Raw genomic sequence first — 16739 nt, 5'->3', positions numbered from 1 at the left:
TCCCTCATTTCATCCGCTTGATATAGTCCTTCATCGCCAGCCTGACCAACTTGTCCCAATGCTCCTTCGTCACCAAAGGCGCAGGCGGAATCGCCTCAGCTTCTTCGCGGGAATTGGCCCAGGTTCTTTCGGATGTGTGTCTAACTTGTTGACTGTACACAACATCGTCATCCTTTACAATAAAAACGATAAGATTTACAAAAGACATCACATGATATCCACTGCTTCCTGCCATTCCGCCAGAGGAGATATATCCTGTGAAACTAATTTTATTCATGATGTAAATTACAGGGACAAGTATTAGTTTCTTACAGGAATCCCCTGCGACCACATTAATCCATTCCTCATCTATTTTTCGTATCCTTATTAGACGTTCGTAAAATGAACTATCAATATGATTTTGCCCTGTTTCAAAATTGGAAACAATGGGCAATTTTAATTTCTCAAATGACTTCCAAACTACTTGCATCACACTATCCTCATCAATAGGAATAGGCTTATTTTCAAGTGTAAAGGAAAGGTGATCTTGGGTGTTGTACAAAACATAATTTGCGATGAAAATCGAATCCGTGGCTGAATAAGTTTTTTGAGTTTTACTCACAGATTTATTCAAATTTCTAAACTCTCTGTGACATCCTGTAATTGCACTAAACAGGATGATCATGCCTACAATAAATCCCAAGTTTGCCTTCATACTGTTACAAACTATACAACCAACCAAACGCCAATGACTTAATCCCAAACGACCAAGCCTTGTTCCTCCGATAATCTCCATACTTCACGTACTGCATTTTGGTCTTGAAGTAGTAATTGAGCGAATATTCAGCTCCATAAGCGAGCGTTGACAAACCAAATTTTTTTCCAAAAGTCAAAAAATCACTTTCAAATGATTTCCCCTTCATAATCCCCTGCTGCAGGCTTGCGCCGATGCCGCCCATCATAAATGCCGCACCGTGTATGGCGATGGGCTTTTTGAAAAAGGCCTGTTCCTTGTCGTAGGCGAAGTTGGCGGCGACATTTTGGAGGCCGTGTGTCCCTATGTCTTCCCTATCCCTCATTTCACGCGCTTGATATAGTCCTTCATCGCCAGCCTGACCAACTCGTCCCAATGCTCCTGCCTGACCGCCGCAAGCGGCGGCACCGCCAATATCTCCTCCTCGGTATCGGCCCAGACCACATCTGATTTATACCTTATGTGGCGGCTGTAAATTATTTCTTCATTCTGGAATATAAACACAAACAAATGAAGCCAAGTAATAGCATTCCAGCCACTGCTTCCAAACGCACCTCCTGAGGTAAAGTATCCCGTAAACTGATATTGATTGTCTGCATAAATCAATGGGACTAAGACTGTGTTGTGCTTTGAAAATTTGACAAAACTAGAAACATATGAGTCCTCCAAATGCTTCATTCTTATAGCATATTGACGGAACAAGGAACTATCAATTAGGTTGTCTTTAAAACTTATTTCCAATCTAGAAAGGCCGAGAGTAGAAAGCGATTTTTGGAAAATCGCTAATAAACTGTCTTTATTAACAGGAAATGGCTCTTTGTTTGCGATTAACAACACCTCGTTTCTTGTATTATACAAACCGAAATTGTTGACAATAATCGTGTCCCCAAGGTCGTATGATTTCTTCGTAATCCATTTTCCTCTACTTTTTTTATGGAAGACATCATTCGGTGTACAGCTTACGGACAATGCAAACAGCAGGACAATTCTAATATGTTTCAAGATTCGCACCATAAGTATCACATTTTGAAAGAGTAAATCCAGCTGTAGGCCCATGACTTGATCAGAAAAGAAGCCGCCTTGTTGCTTCTATAATCGCCGTATTTGATATGGTTCATCTTTGTTTTGTAATAGTAGTTGACCGAATACTCTCCAAAATAGGCCAAAGAACTCCTTACAAACCGCTGACCGAATGCTGCATAAGGACCGCCATCGAAAAACTTACCCATAATCGCCTTCTGCACGGTGCCTCCGATTCCACCGATCATAAATGCCGCGCCGTGGATGGCGATGGGCTTTTTGAAAAAGGCCTGTTCCTTGTCAAAGGCGAAGTTAGAGGCGACGTTTTGGAGGCCGTGTGTCCCTATGTCTTCCCTATTCCTCATTTCATGCGCTTGATATAGTCCTTCATCGCCAGCCTGACCAACTCGTCCCAATGCTCCTGCCTAACCGCCGCAAGCGGCGGCACCGCCAATATCTCCTCCTCGGTATCGGCCCAGACTTGGTCGGATTTGTAGAGAATGTGGCGGCTGTAGACTATTTCATTTTGGTCAACTACAAAAACAAACAAACTCAGCCATGTAAGGATCGTATAGCCGCTGCTGCCTGCCATACCACCTGAAGAGATAAACCCAGTGAAAGCAAACTGATTGTGGGCGTAGGTTATTAGAACAAGGGCAGGGCAATTGTGGGTGTCACCCGCAATTTTGTTGATGTACGAATCATCAAAATGCCTGACTCTAACTCCTTGTGTACGGTACAAAGTACTATCGATGACATTGCTGCCGATTTCCGTTTTTATGTTTTCTAAACCAAGCCTTTTAAAAGAAGAAAGCAAGACGGTGAGAAGGCTATCTTTATCTACCTCAAAGGGACCCTTCTCTGGAGAAAGACTAACCTTCGCCCTCGAGTTGTACAAGGCATAGTCTTTCACCACCAGCGTGTCAGCCAAACTGTATGATTTCTTGGTAACCCATTTCCCTCTACTTTTTTTATAATACACATCATTGGGTGCACAGCCTTGTATCAAACAAAGTGAAATACCCAAAACAAGTAAAGATAGTAAACGACTCATATCCCTAATATCAAAGTGAGTACAACCAACTAAACGCCAACGACTTAACCCCAAACGACCAAGCCTTGTTCCTCCGATAATCTCCATACTTCACGTACTGCATTTTGGTCTTGAAGTAGTAGTTGGCCGAATACTCGGTAAAATAGGCTAAGGAACTTCTGCTAAGTTTGTGAAGAAAATTTCTAGCCTCTGAAAAGCCGAAGGTTTTCCTCATAATCCCCTGCTGCAGGCTTGCGCCGATGCCGCCCATCATAAACGCCGCACCGTGAATCGGAAAGGGCTTTTTGAAAAAGGCCTGTTCCTTGTCGTAGGCGAAGTTGGCCGCGACATTTTGGAGGCCGTGTGTCCCTGTCTTTTCCATATCCCTCATTTCATCCGCTTGATATAGTCCTTCATCGCCAGCCTGACCAACTCGTCCCAATGCTCCTGCCTGACCGCCGCGAGCGGCGGCACGGCCAAGATCTCGTTCTTTGAATTCGCCCAAACTTGGTCAGATGCAAACTGAATTTGACGACTGTAGATAATCTCTTCTTCTTTGATTACAAAGACAAACAAGCTTAAGTAGGTCACAAAAAACCAGCCATTTGAACTAAATAATCCACCTGACGAAAACGAGGCTGCAAATGTGTATTGATTATGGGCATAGACAACGGGGACTATTTTTATTGTTCCAGGAGAGGATTCTGCAAGACTATCAATATAAATTTCATCAAAGTGCCTGATTCTAACCGCTGTTTGAAGGTACAAGGCGCTGTCAATTATGTTGTTAGTATATTCAATCGAAATGTTTTTAAGTCCAATCCTGTTCAGTGATTTGTCGAATACCGATAACAAGCTATCCTTATTGACGGGAAAAGGTTCTTTATTGGGGATCAAAAGCTCTTCATTTATCGAATTATAAATCCCGTAGTTATTTACAACAAGTACATCCTGTGCGTTATAGGACTTTTTTGTCACCCACTTACCTCGGCTTTTTTTGAAAAAATGTTTATTCGGAGTGCAACTGACCGAAAACGCAAGCATCAGGACAATTCCAATATGTTTCAAGATTCGCGACATATGTATCAAAGTTTGAAAGAGTAAATCCAGCTGTAGGCCCATGACTTGATCAGAAACGAAGCCGCCTTGTTGCTTCTATAATCGCCGTATTTGATATGGTTCATCTTTGTTTTGTAATAGTAGTTGACCGAATACTCTCCAAAATAGGCCAAAGAACTCCTTACAAACCGCTGACCGAATGCTGCAAACGGATTGTCGCCGTAACCCTTACCCATAATCGCCTTCTGCGAGGTGCCTCCGATTCCACCTATCATAAATGCCGCACCGTGAATCGGAAAGGGCTTTTTGAAAAAGGCCTGCTCCTTGTCGTAGGCGAAGTTGGCCGCGACATTTTGGAGGCCGTATTTGGCGAAGACTTCCTTATTCGCATAAGTTTCTGCTAGCCCCCATTTTTCCTTAATTGAACTACTGAAGCTTTTTCCTGCCAAGGCAGACAATCCACCCCCGACAAAAGACTGGGCCAGTCCATATTCGTTCTTTATACTTCCATGCAGGATATCATTCATGCTGGTCAGCGCTCCACCCGTAAAGAAAGCTCCGGCAGGGTCATCCTCGCCGATACCGATAGCCGATCCAATGTATCCCGCCGCAAAATTCCCCAGCATATGCCCGACACCTGCATCGGGGTCATAGTTGTTGGCCATGTTCAATCCTCCCGAAAAACTATTGGAGATTACTTTTGAGAGCTTGCCGGTCTTTGCGGCGGCAAAGTTTGCCATTCCTGTTTTTACTTTCGCACCCAACAGGCCCGCTTTTCCCATAGTGGCTGTCAATGCGAAACCAGCCAGAGCTCCTTTGAGCACACCGCTCCAAAAATCCTGTCCGTTATTGTGTGCGATCGCCCCTCCAGTCGCACCACCAACGACTGCCCCAATGATAAGTGGAACAAACCACGCCAACTCCCCATCCGGGTCCACCATCATCACCGGATTATTCCCCATCCCCACATAGGGCGAAGCGAACTGGTCCTGCGGATCGACCCCGAACCACCTTCCCACTGCCGCATCGTACTGTCGGGCATGGAAGTCGTACCACCTGGTGAGGTCTTCAAATGTCTTGCCCTGAAACAGGTCATTGGTTGCCTTATCGCCCAGACGTCGGAATTCCCGCGCCACCATGCCGTAGGGATAGTAGTCTATCTGCTGGACGATAAAGCTCTCCGATACCTGGACACTGAAGTCATCAAAGAATGCCTCGGAGCCTGTGTTCGATTCGTTGGAGAGGTAGATATAGAAGAATCCGGCCTCTTCCGCCACTACCTGTCGGGAAAGCTGTTCGTGTGGGACGTTCGATCCGTCCTCCCTTGCGGCGTTGGACATCTGGACAAAGCCTCCATACTTGTAATTCATCTCTGCGTCGAAAAACAGGTAGTTCAGGAAGGCGGGTGGCGCATCGCCGATTTCCTTGCTGGAAGTCAGCAGTCCGGCCAGTCCGCCCGTCTCGGCGTTGAGGGTATTGGCGGAGGTGGATAGGGCCCCATCTATGCCCATACCGATCGGGTCGGCTGCGGTGATTGCCATCAGTACGGCCATCACTGCGGGATTGCGCTTTGCCTCACCGATGTCGATGTACTTGCCGAATACTTCCATACGAACAGTATCTCCGGGCATCACCGAGATGGACTTGGCCAGCCCAATGTTTTCTCCAAATCCCCCACTCAGCCGCATGGCATAGCTTGATTCAGCACCCGGCGTATGGTTCAACATATCGGCGGATATCCGCACCACCTCTTCGTAGCCGATAAACTGCTGGGATTCCTCTGCCATATCTGGAGCCTCAAGTCCAGCGGATGCAGAAAAGACGGCAGGATCTTCTTGAAGTACTACCCGTGTACTACCGAGATAGTCAGTCAGGTAATATTGGTACCGGAACCCGTTGTTGGCCAAGACCCTTCCATACTCATGGTTGATATCGGTTAGGGTGCCGTTCTCAAAGACAAGCTCTCCCACATATTGCAGAGTAACCGTACTACTTCCCGAAACGTGACGTGCGACAGTCTGAAGTCCCCCGCCAGCCCCATAGGTGTACCGGATATTGGTACCCGACGCAAAGTCGATTCTGGTTGGTCGGTCAAGTATGTTATAGGTAATCCCAGTAATCGACTTGTTTCTGTCAATCGTCACAAAGCCGTTTTCATTGTACACATAGTCGTCGATGGCGGTATTTCCGTCATTGAATCCATTAGGCCGATGGGCAGTGGGAGCTCCGTCGGTGACTCGCATTAGTCTATTTCCCGAGTAGACATAAGAAAGATTATCAATTTGTTGCACTGCACCCGATACTTCTGAGTTCCTTGTAAGCGATGTAATGTTTCCGTTGTTGGAGTAGACAATATTGTCTTCGTTAAAAAAGTTGTTGCTTGTCCAAGTGGTACCGCTCCTTTGTCTAAAAGTCGAAGCGGTGAGTCTTTTTGGAACGCTGTACGCGTAGGTGTAGGATCGTTCCGGCTGTGATCCATGATGTTGCCAACGATTGGACGTGATTAGTCCATCCATTCTCGTCGTGTTGCCATTACCCGCAGAAGTGTTGTAATTGAGTTTTTGGTTGAACACGACCGCATTGTTGGAAAAAACGTAGTTGATTTCGTCCAGCCAGCCCTGAGTTGTCGTTTTGGAATTGTTTTTATACAGCCAAACCGTTCCGTTGTTTCTACTGTGGTGTATACTTTCATAGGGCTGCCCGAGTTCGTTATAAAATGTTCTTGCCAAAAGCACTTCCGTATTTGTATTCACTTGGTGGTAAAGGTTCGTAGGTCTTTTCGCGTGGTCGTAGGTATACCTTCTTTGGACGCGGGTAGTTGCGCCGTTGTGGGTGTAGATATTGACTGATTTTTCGACCTCGCCGGAAAAGGCATATTGTGTTACAGTTCTTACGGTTCCGTTCATCTGATGGGTCGAAATCACCTGTATCGGCTGATAGTATTTGTCGTAATGGAACACTGTGTTTTCCCAAGCATTTGAGTCCCCGATTCTTCTGGTTCTTTTTCCAGTTAACAGGCCTTTTACCGTTGTAATGTTTGAGCCGGCATACCCGGGCTCCGCCCCAAACGCGAAGTTGGATAACGGAATCGATGCCCACGAAGTTATTGTCAAAAAGTGGTAATCGTCGAAATACTCAATAGTCAGGAGGTTGGTTTCCACTACCGTAGTGGGATATGTCCTATTCAAGGTATATCCTACTGACAAGGTGTTCTTGATTTCATCCCTCGTGCCTGAATTGGCAACGGCAGTTGTCAGTTGAGCCCTCGTAAGCCCTGGGGCAAAGGTACCTGTAATGATTGGACGATTGTGGACATCGTATTTCACAAACGACCACTCTTGCGGAGACCTAGCCCGTTGGACACCATCCTGCGTCAGGACCGGACGATCCCAGCGGTCATAGATGGTAAAGACAGGATGTGCGCCGGGGGCTTTTGAGCTTACCAATCTACCAAAATCATCGTACTCGTAGCGAAAATGCCAAAGGTCGGCAACTGCCTGGGTCGGATTAAGGTCCCCCGCAGCAGCTGGAGGGATAACGAACAAAAGTTGGTTATAGTCATTGTAGACATAGTAGGTATCTTCCCAAGTCGATGCGCCGGTCTGGACTTGCGTCAAAACCTTTCGTCCCAACCAATCCGAAAAAGTCCGGGTCATAAATTGTGATGCATCTCGACTTATGCTTATAGACAGGCTGCCTGCCGGATAGAAGGCGGTAGAACGCGGCAAGCCGTTGGAAATCTCCCATCTTCGCACCTGGTTTGCGATATTCACCTGCTGTTCTATATTCACGCCCGCAGTTTGATATCCAACACCGTATTCGGTCGAAGAAAGGAGCCTTTCGAGCGGAGACGATTCATAAACGTTGTTTTTTAAGGGTCTACTGTTGGCAGTGATACCGATTGATGGGCTGCCATAAAAGGAAGATTGCTCGGTAAATGGACTTGTCCTAAATCCGCCATTGGTAGCTGTACTTCGATAAGGCAGGTACTCGATTGGCTGTAGACTTCCAATGGCAGAGACTACCGGAAAGATCAAATCCCTTTTCTCTGGACTCCCACGCCAAATAACCGTTTGGGTAGTTCTGCCGAGTCCATCGGCATATTGGTATTCGACTGTTTTCTGGTCATCCGTTGCACTTAGCACAAGGCCATCGTTGGTTCTCCCCGGAACTAGCACCGACTCTATTCTTACGAAGTTTTGCGTTGGACTCGGCGCCAAAGTTTGGCCAATGGCTTTGGAAGTCCAAATTATCATCAACAAGAGAATACATATGTTTTTCATAAAATCCTGAGTTTAGATCAATGTTGGATTGGCGTACAGTTGGGATTGCTTTTGTAGACGTTTATGAACACAGTAGAGGTAGCCGTTGAGTTGCAACTATCAGTGATGGTGCACCTTATTTCATAATTGCCCAATTGGTTTGGGTTGTGGAAAAAGTCGGCAGTATTTGAAAAAGGTGATCCGAAAGTCACCCATGAACCACTGCCTAGACGATATTGCCAGAGATACGTATGGGCTCCAGCACAGCCAGTTGAAATCGGAGATGCGAAATTGGCAACAATGGTTGAAAATCCGGGGTCCGATTGATTTTGGGTACACGAACCGTAAACATTGTTAGCCGGATTACAATAGTCTTTTTGTTGGGGACCGTTGACACAAGTTGTGATCTGCAGTGGTGAAGAAACGAGAAGCTGGTAGGTTCTGGTAACTGGATTATATTCATTTGTGTTGATTGTCGCTGTGACATTGTATAGGCCTGGACTAGTGTAGGTATGGGTCATAGTCGTCCGGTTATCCGAATAGATAATCCCCGTACCTGTCGTCCAAGTTCTAGTAACTGGCCCACCTGTTGTCACCACTATATCATCCAGAGAAAACGTAGCAGATTGGCCAACAAGTATTTGATTAGGGTTTGAAATGATTTTAAAGTTTGGAGTTTCATTTTGATAGTGGTACCGATATCGCTTGATGATATTGTTATCGTTATCACTTACAAGTCTTGGCCTATTCAATATGTCATATTCGGTGTGTACAGCGAACCCATTTGTGTCAGTCTCCCTGGTAGTGCCAACCAATGGACGATGGATAAATGACTTTTGAAAACTGTTGGGGCCTGGATTTGTGGTCACTTGAGCCAGAGTGGTGTTTTGGTCTGAGTAGGCATACTGTGTTGTCGTCCCATCCCTGGAACTCGTACTTGTCAACATACCTGTAGTTGAATCGTAAATGCCACTCTCGATTTGGAAAAAGTTGGCCGGCATTGTAAATGTGGCCGAAGAGCTGTTGATGCTTGAACTCACATAACTTGTTGTCGGGATCAATTGTCGAGTCCAAGTTGATGCAGGTACCACCTTATGGTCTGTGCCAATCGTGTTAAACCTGTTAATAGTTGAGCCTAACAAGTGGTTCGTGGTGCCCCGTCTGATAAAGTTCATGGATTCAATAACTACATTGTGTACATGCCTCTCCCGCATCTTGTAGATCGCTTTACCGTCCGGGTCCAAACTATTGAATGCCTGTGTGACGCAGTTGTTGAACACGAGGTAGCAGTTGTTTTCACAGGTGTTGTTTCCGGATGTGCAGTTGTTGAGGCAGGTGGCAAGCGAATTTGTGCAATCAGCGGATTGAAAGTTGTAGTCCGTATGGGTGACATACTTCATCTCTGTAACCATGCTTTCATTTGGATTCGTGGAATTCCATTTCAGTACCCTGATATTCTGGAACAGCGGTGCTTGGTACTCGTATTTTTCCACACTAGTAATCGTTCTGTTTGGATCAATTTGATCGTGCACCAATGTCGTCTTCGTATCAAGATTGAATGGGCGAGAGATAAGCGTGTAGGTACCTGAAAAGTTACCTATTGGAGCAAAATTGTATCTTTCCTCTGCCGTGTAAGATCGCTGGTTTGGAAGATTCAGGTTGTATGTAAAAGATTCAGTATACAAAAGATTATTCGCTTGGTTGAAAACCCGAATTGACGTTGTCTGTCCCCGTTCCCAAAATCGGGTACTTTTTGTAAACAAATGACTGGCGCCCAAATCCTGGTTAGTATTATAGTTTGTGAACTCGTACTCGGTTCTTCCCTTGCCGGATTCAAATTCGACCACCCTCGAATAACCGACGAAGGTCCCATTCATGTCAAATTGATCACCCAACGAATGTGAAAACCTTCGCACAGGTGCAGTTACTCCGGGTGGAGTGTTCGGTGCTTGAAACCTGAAGATCGGGTTATTTGCGACGATCCCACTCGCCGTTCCGTTCGAAAGTGTATAATTGTAGCTGGTGGTCTTTTCTACACCTTGACCATTCCGCTCGACTATCGACCATACCCGGTTCCCGCTCACAACACTTTGCGCGACACCATTTAGTACACCCGAATGCGGTTCATAATTGTATTGAATAGAGGCACCACCTCTAAAGGCTATTCCCGTTAGGAGGTTTGCCCTCATCCTCGCGGCGTGCGGGGCACGAGAGGTGCCGCCTAAAGGTGCGTCATCCGCTATCCAGCTACTAATATTAGGATTGCCGCCATTTGGATTGTTGTTATAAAGTCCCAAATAGTCGAAGTGTTTTGAATTTCGGCATGGGAGGTTTTCGGTCAAATTGTATGTGAATGAATAAAGTGCCGTTGTCGAACGATCGTTGATCTGGTCTAATCGAAGCCTGCGGCAGATTCCGGTCGAACCCTGGGGACCAAAATAGCTGTATCTGAAATCCAGATGTTCGATTTTCAGGTTATTGATGTTGAATACCTTGATGTTCTTGAGTGACTTCGCTCCGGCGACATCCTCCCTAAAAGCCTCATATTCCATCTCTATCCTACCGCCGGAACTCACAATGGTTTTGGGAAGCCTTACATTTTGAGTAAGCACAAAAGAGCTGTTTACAACAGCGTTGTTTGAGGTATTGAAGTCCTGAAAATAGGAGTAACTTTCATATGTAAAGCTCGCGCCTTCATACTGAATCGTTATCTCGTCTGTTCCATTCGATGAGATAATTCGATCGAGAAGCCAACTGGATGTATAGTTCTTGCTCCTGGTTGCGAAGATGCCCCTAAATCCAGTGGTCTCTCTGCTGTCCACACTCGACCCAAAAATGTACCTCGTACCGTCACCATCAATGATTTCCCAAGTCCCTGTGCTTCCACTTCGACAAAGACCTGATTTGATGATCACATCCTGATATGGCATAATGAGAGGCGTACCATTCTTGGCAAGAACGAATTTGCCTACCATTCCCATAATTGAAAACGTGTACATGTCAGGTTCATCTTCAATGCCAGGTACGCTGCAGAAACCTCCGGGTAGATCATCTGGCTCACCTTTCACAACCCTTGTAATCACACCGCCGGCGACTAGATTCCAACCTAAACCCACTGAACCAGCCACATCCTGTACTCTATGCCCAAAGCTGTTGTAGGAAAGTGAAACATCCACACCCAGCTCTCTGCCCGAAATCCCCACTAACAGAACACCAACAACCGGAGAACCCGTATAATGGGACACTTGGTTGGCCAGACGTACCAATCCCATTGAGTTTGGTGATGGACCGACATAATTCTGCGCAAATACTCCAAAACTTATCGAAAAGATCAATAAAGCAAGACAGTGATACCTATTCACACTACATCATTTTATTGGTTTTAACACAAGGCCAAATTGATAAACTGATTGTTTAATAAAGCTGGGGTTTTCAAGTAACCTCAACCCAAACGGAATAAGCACAGTTGTTCTAAGGTAAAGTCTGCCCCTGATTCTAAGGTCTCCACCCAACCCTGTAACCAAAGGTGAAATTTGGTAGTCCACCATCTTTATTCCTTCTGGCAAATCATTCAACTGCAGGGTGTATTCTGTGATCCACAGGAAGTTTCCTGCAATCTGACGATTGTAATAAACCTTTAATCCGTTTATTTTATTTGCGTTCTGCCAGTTAACTCTTAAGCCAGCGCCTAAAGTTGACTTCTTTGACATAGAATAGCCAACTTGCATGTGTACTTCAAAATGGTTTGGTGAATTGGGGTTAAATTGAGTTAATGCACCATAATCAAGCCTTTGAGAAAAATGAAGATGTTTCAGGGATTGACGTTTAGTAGCTGCCTCCTTTACACGAGAATCAAAAAGAGATGTGTACCTTTTTTTATCTTGATTTAGTTTTTGCCTAGCTTGCTCAAGCTTTTCTTTAGGTGCCCAAAAATCCTTTTGAATAAATTTCTTAGAAAGTGCTGAGGAATATTTATTTTCATCCATTTGTGGGAAAAAGCCTTCAACACCGCCAAAGTCACTAAATGATAGATTTTCATTATCAGAAATTACCTGTTGTTCCAGATACGATTCTATTTTGTTGATCAATTCTGTTGAATCGACCATTGAAGAGTCAACTTTGTATGATCTAAAACTTGAATCTTTCTGTGTAAATTCAATTAACTCTTGAGATTTGGAGCCACCAACTTTTTGAACATTAATTAAAGAGAAAGGCTTTTTCTTAATTATTTGGGTGTGCTGAGCAACTAAGGAATTACCATTAATAAAGAAAAAGAACACTAAAAAAATACCTAAGAAAATCCTAGGAACGGCCAAAAAATGGGGAGATTTAATGCCGATGACTATGAGGAAAGTATTTTTAAGGTTGCAGCCCACTATTTTTCAAAATTTTTAAAATAGAAAATAAAAACATTTTAAAATCAATTAACATCTTAAACTTTATAAATAATTTACAAATAAAAAATACCCATTTTTGGTTATTTTTAATATTAATAGAAACTACTATATTTGTATTTTTTATAGGTATAAATCAGAATAAAAATTTTTATTTTAATTTTTTTTAAAATTTAAATCTGTAAAATAGGATTGAATATTTTTTTATACTGATAATAGTATTTCTTAAAAATTTAAACTTCTTCGCAAATTCAATGTTTTTATTAGAATAAGTCAACAAAAAATTAGGCGCAATCAAGCCAAATAAAAAAAGTACATGAATACTTTTTATTCCTATTATTTATTCAATATATTATGTGTATCCGCATCACTGCACGTAAGGATGAACAGCTGCAATAATCAATCGGTCAAATAGTCTTTCTCCAAAATATCTTCGGTTAAGCTTATAGACGAATTCATTGATGTAGTTCTGTAAATATTTATACGTGATCATGTGATGTATTCCCAATAGATTTCTTTTCAGGTTACTGATTCCCTTATGCACCCATTTTAGGGTTTCATTGACACTTACTTTATCTGAAACAACCATGTAATGTGTGTCAACAATATCTGCAATATCAACATAGGCTGTGTTTTTGTCGGTAAACAGGACGATATCTCCAGCGGCATTCTTCTTGATGAATTTGTTGACATGATCTGAATCTACTTTTCCTAGTACTTCCATTTTATAATATCCACATGCTCTGTCTTTCTTTCCTGTTCTGGGATCTTCAAGCGGGGTAGATTCGGCAGCCACTGCTACTTTTGCCTGCCTTTGGCTCCCTTTTCCTCGTTTAAGGTTCTGCTTTACCTGTTTTTTGGTTGCAACTTCTACAAAGCATTCATCAAACTCAATCATGTCATTTAAGATGTACAGCGAATCCCTTTTACCCATCATGGCACGAATCTTATGCATCAGTCTGAATGCAGTATCATATCTTGACAAGCTAACCTGCCTTTGGAATTCAAGACATGAAAAGCCTTTCTTACTAGCTGACATGAAGATAAAAGCCAACATCCAGGTGTGAAGAGATATCTTACTTTTTTCCATTACAGTTCCACTTTTTAAGGAGCTCCTCCTTCTGCATTGACTACATTCAAAGAATTTCCCACCACTGAACCAGTAATGCTTAGTAATGGATTTACAGGTTTTACAGTATATTCCCGCCTTTTCTCTGCTCTCTTTGATATAAACTTCGCAGCTTTCTTCATCTGGAAAGTATTGTAGAAATTGAAGTATTGTCATAATGTTTCCTATTTTTATACAAGAAACAACAGCAGATTTCAACCTACAACTAATTGACACGTATTGTCAAATTTTATCACGTGCATTCAAGCGGATACACATACAATATATACATGTATGGCTATTTCAGATCCTGTTATTTGGATGTAGGTAAAATTTCAGGTTTGGGTATTCGGTACGGATTCAAACCTTATTGGATTTTGAAAAAAAATTGCTATTCCTCAAACAAATGAAGTTCTGGGAAAAATCAGTCAATTATCCTTTTGAGATCATTTAGTCAATTTTTGTTTTGATAAATTAGGTTGGAGTAAACAAAATAAAATTAAATCAACGTTTATTTAAACTATTACTTTTTGTTCCTTTTGTGGTAAATAATCAGTCATTCTAAAATTCACATTAATCGATTTGAAGGATAAAACCCTTATGTCTTTCCACAAAAAATCCCTTTATTTGCCCAAGTCAAAATTCACCTTCCCTTATGAAGATTATTGCCATCGGAAGAAACTACGCGGAACATATCGAGGAACTGAAAAATGAGCGCCCCTCCGCCCCTGTCGTGTTTCTAAAGCCTGATACCGCTTTACTTAAAAATAACGCACCTTTTTACCATCCTGACTTTTCGGAGAATATCCACCATGAAGTAGAATTGGTTTTGAAGGTGTGTAAGGAAGGCAAACATATCCAGAAAAAGTTTGCTGACCGGTACTTTGACGAAATCGGGATCGGGATTGACTTCACTGCAAGAGACCTGCAGGATAAATGCAAAGCAAAAGGACTCCCCTGGGAAATCGCCAAAGCTTTTAACGGGTCCGCTCCCGTCGGGGAATTTTTACCTGTGTCGGAGTTCAAAAATTTTGCAGATATCAACTTTCATCTCCATATCAATGGGGAGTTGAGGCAAAAAGGAAATACTTCCATGATGTTGTTTGATTTTGGGGTGATCATAGAATATGTGTCTCAATTTTTCACCTTGAAAAAAGGAGACCTCATCTTTACAGGGACTCCCGCCGGAGTTGGAAAAGTCTCTGTGGGAGATAGATTAGAAGCATTTATAGAAGATAAAAAGCTGTTGGATTTTGAAGTCAAGTAAGTACCTCCTTTTATTATTTTTCTTTTTTCCTTTGGTTTTAAATGCACAGGAGTATTTGTTTCCGGTCAAACCTGGAAGCAGAAACCTCCTTTCCGGAAATTTCAGTGAAATCCGACCCAACCATTTCCATTCGGGTATAGATGTAAAAATTGGCGGTGTCGATGGAGAACCCATCCTCGCCATATCTGACGGATACGTCTACAGGATCAAAATTTCTTCCTTTGGCTATGGCAATATCATCTACCTCAAGCATACCAACGGTCAGTCTTCAGTCTATGCCCATCTCCGGAATCTTTCTCCCAAGATCATGGAATTCATGCGGAAGGAGATGTATTTTGCCCAGAAAAACGAATTGGAAGTATTTCCAGATCCAGAATTTCTTCCGATCAAAAAAGGAGAAATCATAGGAAACGGAGGCAATACCGGGAGTTCCGGAGGGCCGCATCTTCATTTCGAAATCAGAGACAGCCTTGACAGGGCCATAGATCCATTTATTTTTGGGTTCAAAGAAGTGGTGGACAAAACACCTCCGGTCCTATACAGAATTGCCTTAAACCCACTCGATTCTGATGCTAGGGTTAATGGCCGATACCAAAGACAAGAATTTACCCCCATTATCGAAGGCGGAATGTATATTCTCCATCAGCCTATAAAAATCACAGGACGGATTGGGGTCGAAATCTATGCAGTGGATAAAATGGATGGTGTAAATAATATTTTTGGGATTCCGGTCATAGAAATGCTCGAAAATGAAAAACCGCTTTACCGAATCAATGTTGACCATGTCGACTTCAATAAAGGAAGGTTCTTCCTAAGTCATATGTACCAAAACAGATTCATCAGGCTATACCAATATCCCAACAACCAACTCAAGATATACGAACCTGATTCCCTTACCGCAGGCGCCGTCTCTGCCAAAATAGGAGAGAAAAAGCAGCTCAAAGTCACGATGAAGGACTACTTCGGCAATGCACGGGTTCTAAGTTTGCAGGTCGAGGGAGAAGATACAAAAACCCAGATAGGAAGCCAGGCCATTTCTGCCAATAAGACTACCAATATATCATTCAATAGGGAAGTGATGTTCATCCAGACAGGCGGATCAGAATGGGGTACTTTGGCCAAGGTTTTTGTAAACAGTCTTGAAATGGAAATTCCCCCTGCCTATATCCAAGATGGCCGAAGGAATTATTTGTGGGACATGCGCTATGGTGTTCCTGACTCGGTAGACCTTTGTACAGAAATCATAAAACCGGGGGTTCTTATCAAAATCCCCTTTGGCGAAGAAATCTCTTTTGCAAATAATGATGTAGAAATCAAATTTGCAGAAAACACGCTTTTGGATGATCTCTATCTGAGAGTTGAAAAGAAAAAAACCGCAAATGGTTCCTCAGTCAGGATCAACGGTCCCTCTGAATACCTTCAAAGCAACATGGAAGTTTTGATCAGAAATACCGGATATGTAGGGGACAAAACAAACACTCATGTCTATTTCCAGGCAGATAATGGACGGAAAACTTTTGTTGGTGGTGAATGGGAATCGGAAGATATCAGGTTCAAAACCAGAAATTTTGGTACTTTTGTTTTGGACGTGGATAGGACCGCACCGACGATTGCCCCGGTCAGGGTCAATGCCTCAGAAATGAGATTTGTGATCAAAGACGATAAATCCGGCATCAAAGATTTCGAAGCATATGTGGATGGGAAGTGGGTGCTGATGAGGTATGAACACAAGCAAAGCGTAATTTGGTCCGAAAAATTAGATAAACAACCATTCAAAGGAGAAGTTCTATTGATAGTAAGGGATATGGCAGGAAATGAGAAACGCTATACCACCAAACTTTAATCAATCTTCAATTTTAAAAA

Annotated in this window: 13 protein-coding genes; 2 read left to right on the top strand and 11 right to left on the bottom strand. The window is 43.1% G+C overall.

Annotation, left to right across the window (positions count from 1 at the left end; all coding sequences use genetic code 11):
* Positions 1 to 4: 4 nt before the first annotated feature.
* The 11 genes from MMU07_RS04585 to MMU07_RS04535 all read right to left on the bottom strand — a co-directional run bounded on the left by MMU07_RS04585 (position 5) and on the right by MMU07_RS04535 (position 13786).
* Positions 5 to 694, bottom strand: a complete 690-nt coding sequence (locus MMU07_RS04585) for a hypothetical protein (RefSeq protein WP_241124659.1) — start codon at positions 692 to 694, stop codon at positions 5 to 7.
* 4 nt (positions 695 to 698) lie between these two features.
* On the bottom strand, positions 699 to 1058 hold the full coding sequence (locus MMU07_RS04580; RefSeq protein ID WP_241124658.1) for a hypothetical protein: 360 nt from the start codon (positions 1056 to 1058) through the stop codon (positions 699 to 701).
* Positions 1055 to 1747, bottom strand: coding sequence for a hypothetical protein (locus tag MMU07_RS04575; protein ID WP_241124657.1), 693 nt, complete (start codon positions 1745 to 1747; stop codon positions 1055 to 1057). Before MMU07_RS04575 ends, MMU07_RS04580 begins: the two co-directional genes overlap by 4 nt.
* 5 nt (positions 1748 to 1752) lie before the next feature.
* On the bottom strand, positions 1753 to 2118 hold the full coding sequence (locus tag MMU07_RS04570) for a hypothetical protein (protein WP_241124656.1): 366 nt from the start codon (positions 2116 to 2118) through the stop codon (positions 1753 to 1755).
* Positions 2115 to 2807, bottom strand: a complete 693-nt coding sequence (locus MMU07_RS04565) for a hypothetical protein (protein WP_241124655.1) — start codon at positions 2805 to 2807, stop codon at positions 2115 to 2117. Before MMU07_RS04565 ends, MMU07_RS04570 begins: the two co-directional genes overlap by 4 nt.
* 10 nt (positions 2808 to 2817) lie before the next feature.
* Complete coding sequence (locus tag MMU07_RS04560; RefSeq protein WP_241124654.1) at positions 2818 to 3168, bottom strand: hypothetical protein; 351 nt, start codon at positions 3166 to 3168, stop codon at positions 2818 to 2820.
* Between the two features lie 5 nt (positions 3169 to 3173).
* A complete protein-coding gene (locus MMU07_RS04555; protein ID WP_241124653.1) occupies positions 3174 to 3866 on the bottom strand; it encodes a hypothetical protein in 693 nt (230 codons plus the stop codon).
* Positions 3867 to 3871: 5 nt separating this feature from the next.
* Positions 3872 to 8128, bottom strand: a complete 4257-nt coding sequence (locus tag MMU07_RS04550; RefSeq protein ID WP_241124652.1) for a DUF6443 domain-containing protein — start codon at positions 8126 to 8128, stop codon at positions 3872 to 3874.
* 17 nt (positions 8129 to 8145) lie between these two features.
* Positions 8146 to 11469, bottom strand: a complete 3324-nt coding sequence (locus MMU07_RS21775) for a PKD domain-containing protein (protein WP_241124651.1) — start codon at positions 11467 to 11469, stop codon at positions 8146 to 8148.
* A gap of 6 nt (positions 11470 to 11475) precedes the next feature.
* Positions 11476 to 12423 (bottom strand): hypothetical protein, encoded by a 948-nt coding sequence (locus MMU07_RS04540; RefSeq protein WP_241124650.1) that lies wholly within the window; start codon positions 12421 to 12423, stop codon positions 11476 to 11478.
* Positions 12424 to 12868: 445 nt separating this feature from the next.
* Positions 12869 to 13786 carry an IS1595 family transposase gene (locus MMU07_RS04535; protein ID WP_241124649.1) on the bottom strand — a complete coding sequence of 306 codons (918 nt, stop codon included), beginning with the start codon at positions 13784 to 13786 and terminating at the stop codon, positions 12869 to 12871.
* Positions 13787 to 14264: 478 nt separating this feature from the next.
* Here MMU07_RS04535 and MMU07_RS04530 point away from each other — a divergent pair, with 478 nt between their 5' ends.
* Positions 14265 to 14876, top strand: coding sequence for a fumarylacetoacetate hydrolase family protein (locus tag MMU07_RS04530; protein WP_241124648.1), 612 nt, complete (start codon positions 14265 to 14267; stop codon positions 14874 to 14876).
* Entirely contained in the window at positions 14863 to 16719 is a 1857-nt protein-coding gene (locus tag MMU07_RS04525) for a M23 family metallopeptidase (protein ID WP_241124647.1), read from the top strand. Before MMU07_RS04530 ends, MMU07_RS04525 begins: the two co-directional genes overlap by 14 nt.
* The last annotated feature ends 20 nt before the right edge of the window (positions 16720 to 16739 follow it).

It is taken from the genome of Cognataquiflexum nitidum, assembly GCF_022538055.1.
Lineage (GTDB): Bacteria > Bacteroidota > Bacteroidia > Cytophagales > Cyclobacteriaceae > Cognataquiflexum > Cognataquiflexum nitidum.
This window is presented reverse-complemented; position numbering and strand designations above follow the sequence as displayed.

Excerpts from the sequence above, each read along its gene's own strand:
- MMU07_RS04585 (WP_241124659.1), bottom strand. The coding sequence starts at position 694 with ATGAAGGCAAACTTGGGATTTATTGTAGGCATGATCATCCTGTTTAGT.
- MMU07_RS04580 (WP_241124658.1), bottom strand. The coding sequence starts at position 1,058 with ATGAGGGATAGGGAAGACATAGGGACACACGGCCTCCAAAATGTCGCC.
- MMU07_RS04575 (WP_241124657.1), bottom strand. The coding sequence starts at position 1,747 with ATGGTGCGAATCTTGAAACATATTAGAATTGTCCTGCTGTTTGCATTG.
- MMU07_RS04570 (WP_241124656.1), bottom strand. The coding sequence starts at position 2,118 with ATGAGGAATAGGGAAGACATAGGGACACACGGCCTCCAAAACGTCGCC.
- MMU07_RS04565 (WP_241124655.1), bottom strand. The coding sequence starts at position 2,807 with ATGAGTCGTTTACTATCTTTACTTGTTTTGGGTATTTCACTTTGTTTG.
- MMU07_RS04560 (WP_241124654.1), bottom strand. The coding sequence starts at position 3,168 with ATGGAAAAGACAGGGACACACGGCCTCCAAAATGTCGCGGCCAACTTC.
- MMU07_RS04555 (WP_241124653.1), bottom strand. The coding sequence starts at position 3,866 with ATGTCGCGAATCTTGAAACATATTGGAATTGTCCTGATGCTTGCGTTT.
- MMU07_RS04550 (WP_241124652.1), bottom strand. The coding sequence starts at position 8,128 with ATGAAAAACATATGTATTCTCTTGTTGATGATAATTTGGACTTCCAAA.
- MMU07_RS04535 (WP_241124649.1), bottom strand. The coding sequence starts at position 13,786 with ATGACAATACTTCAATTTCTACAATACTTTCCAGATGAAGAAAGCTGC.
- MMU07_RS04530 (WP_241124648.1), top strand. The coding sequence starts at position 14,265 with ATGAAGATTATTGCCATCGGAAGAAACTACGCGGAACATATCGAGGAA.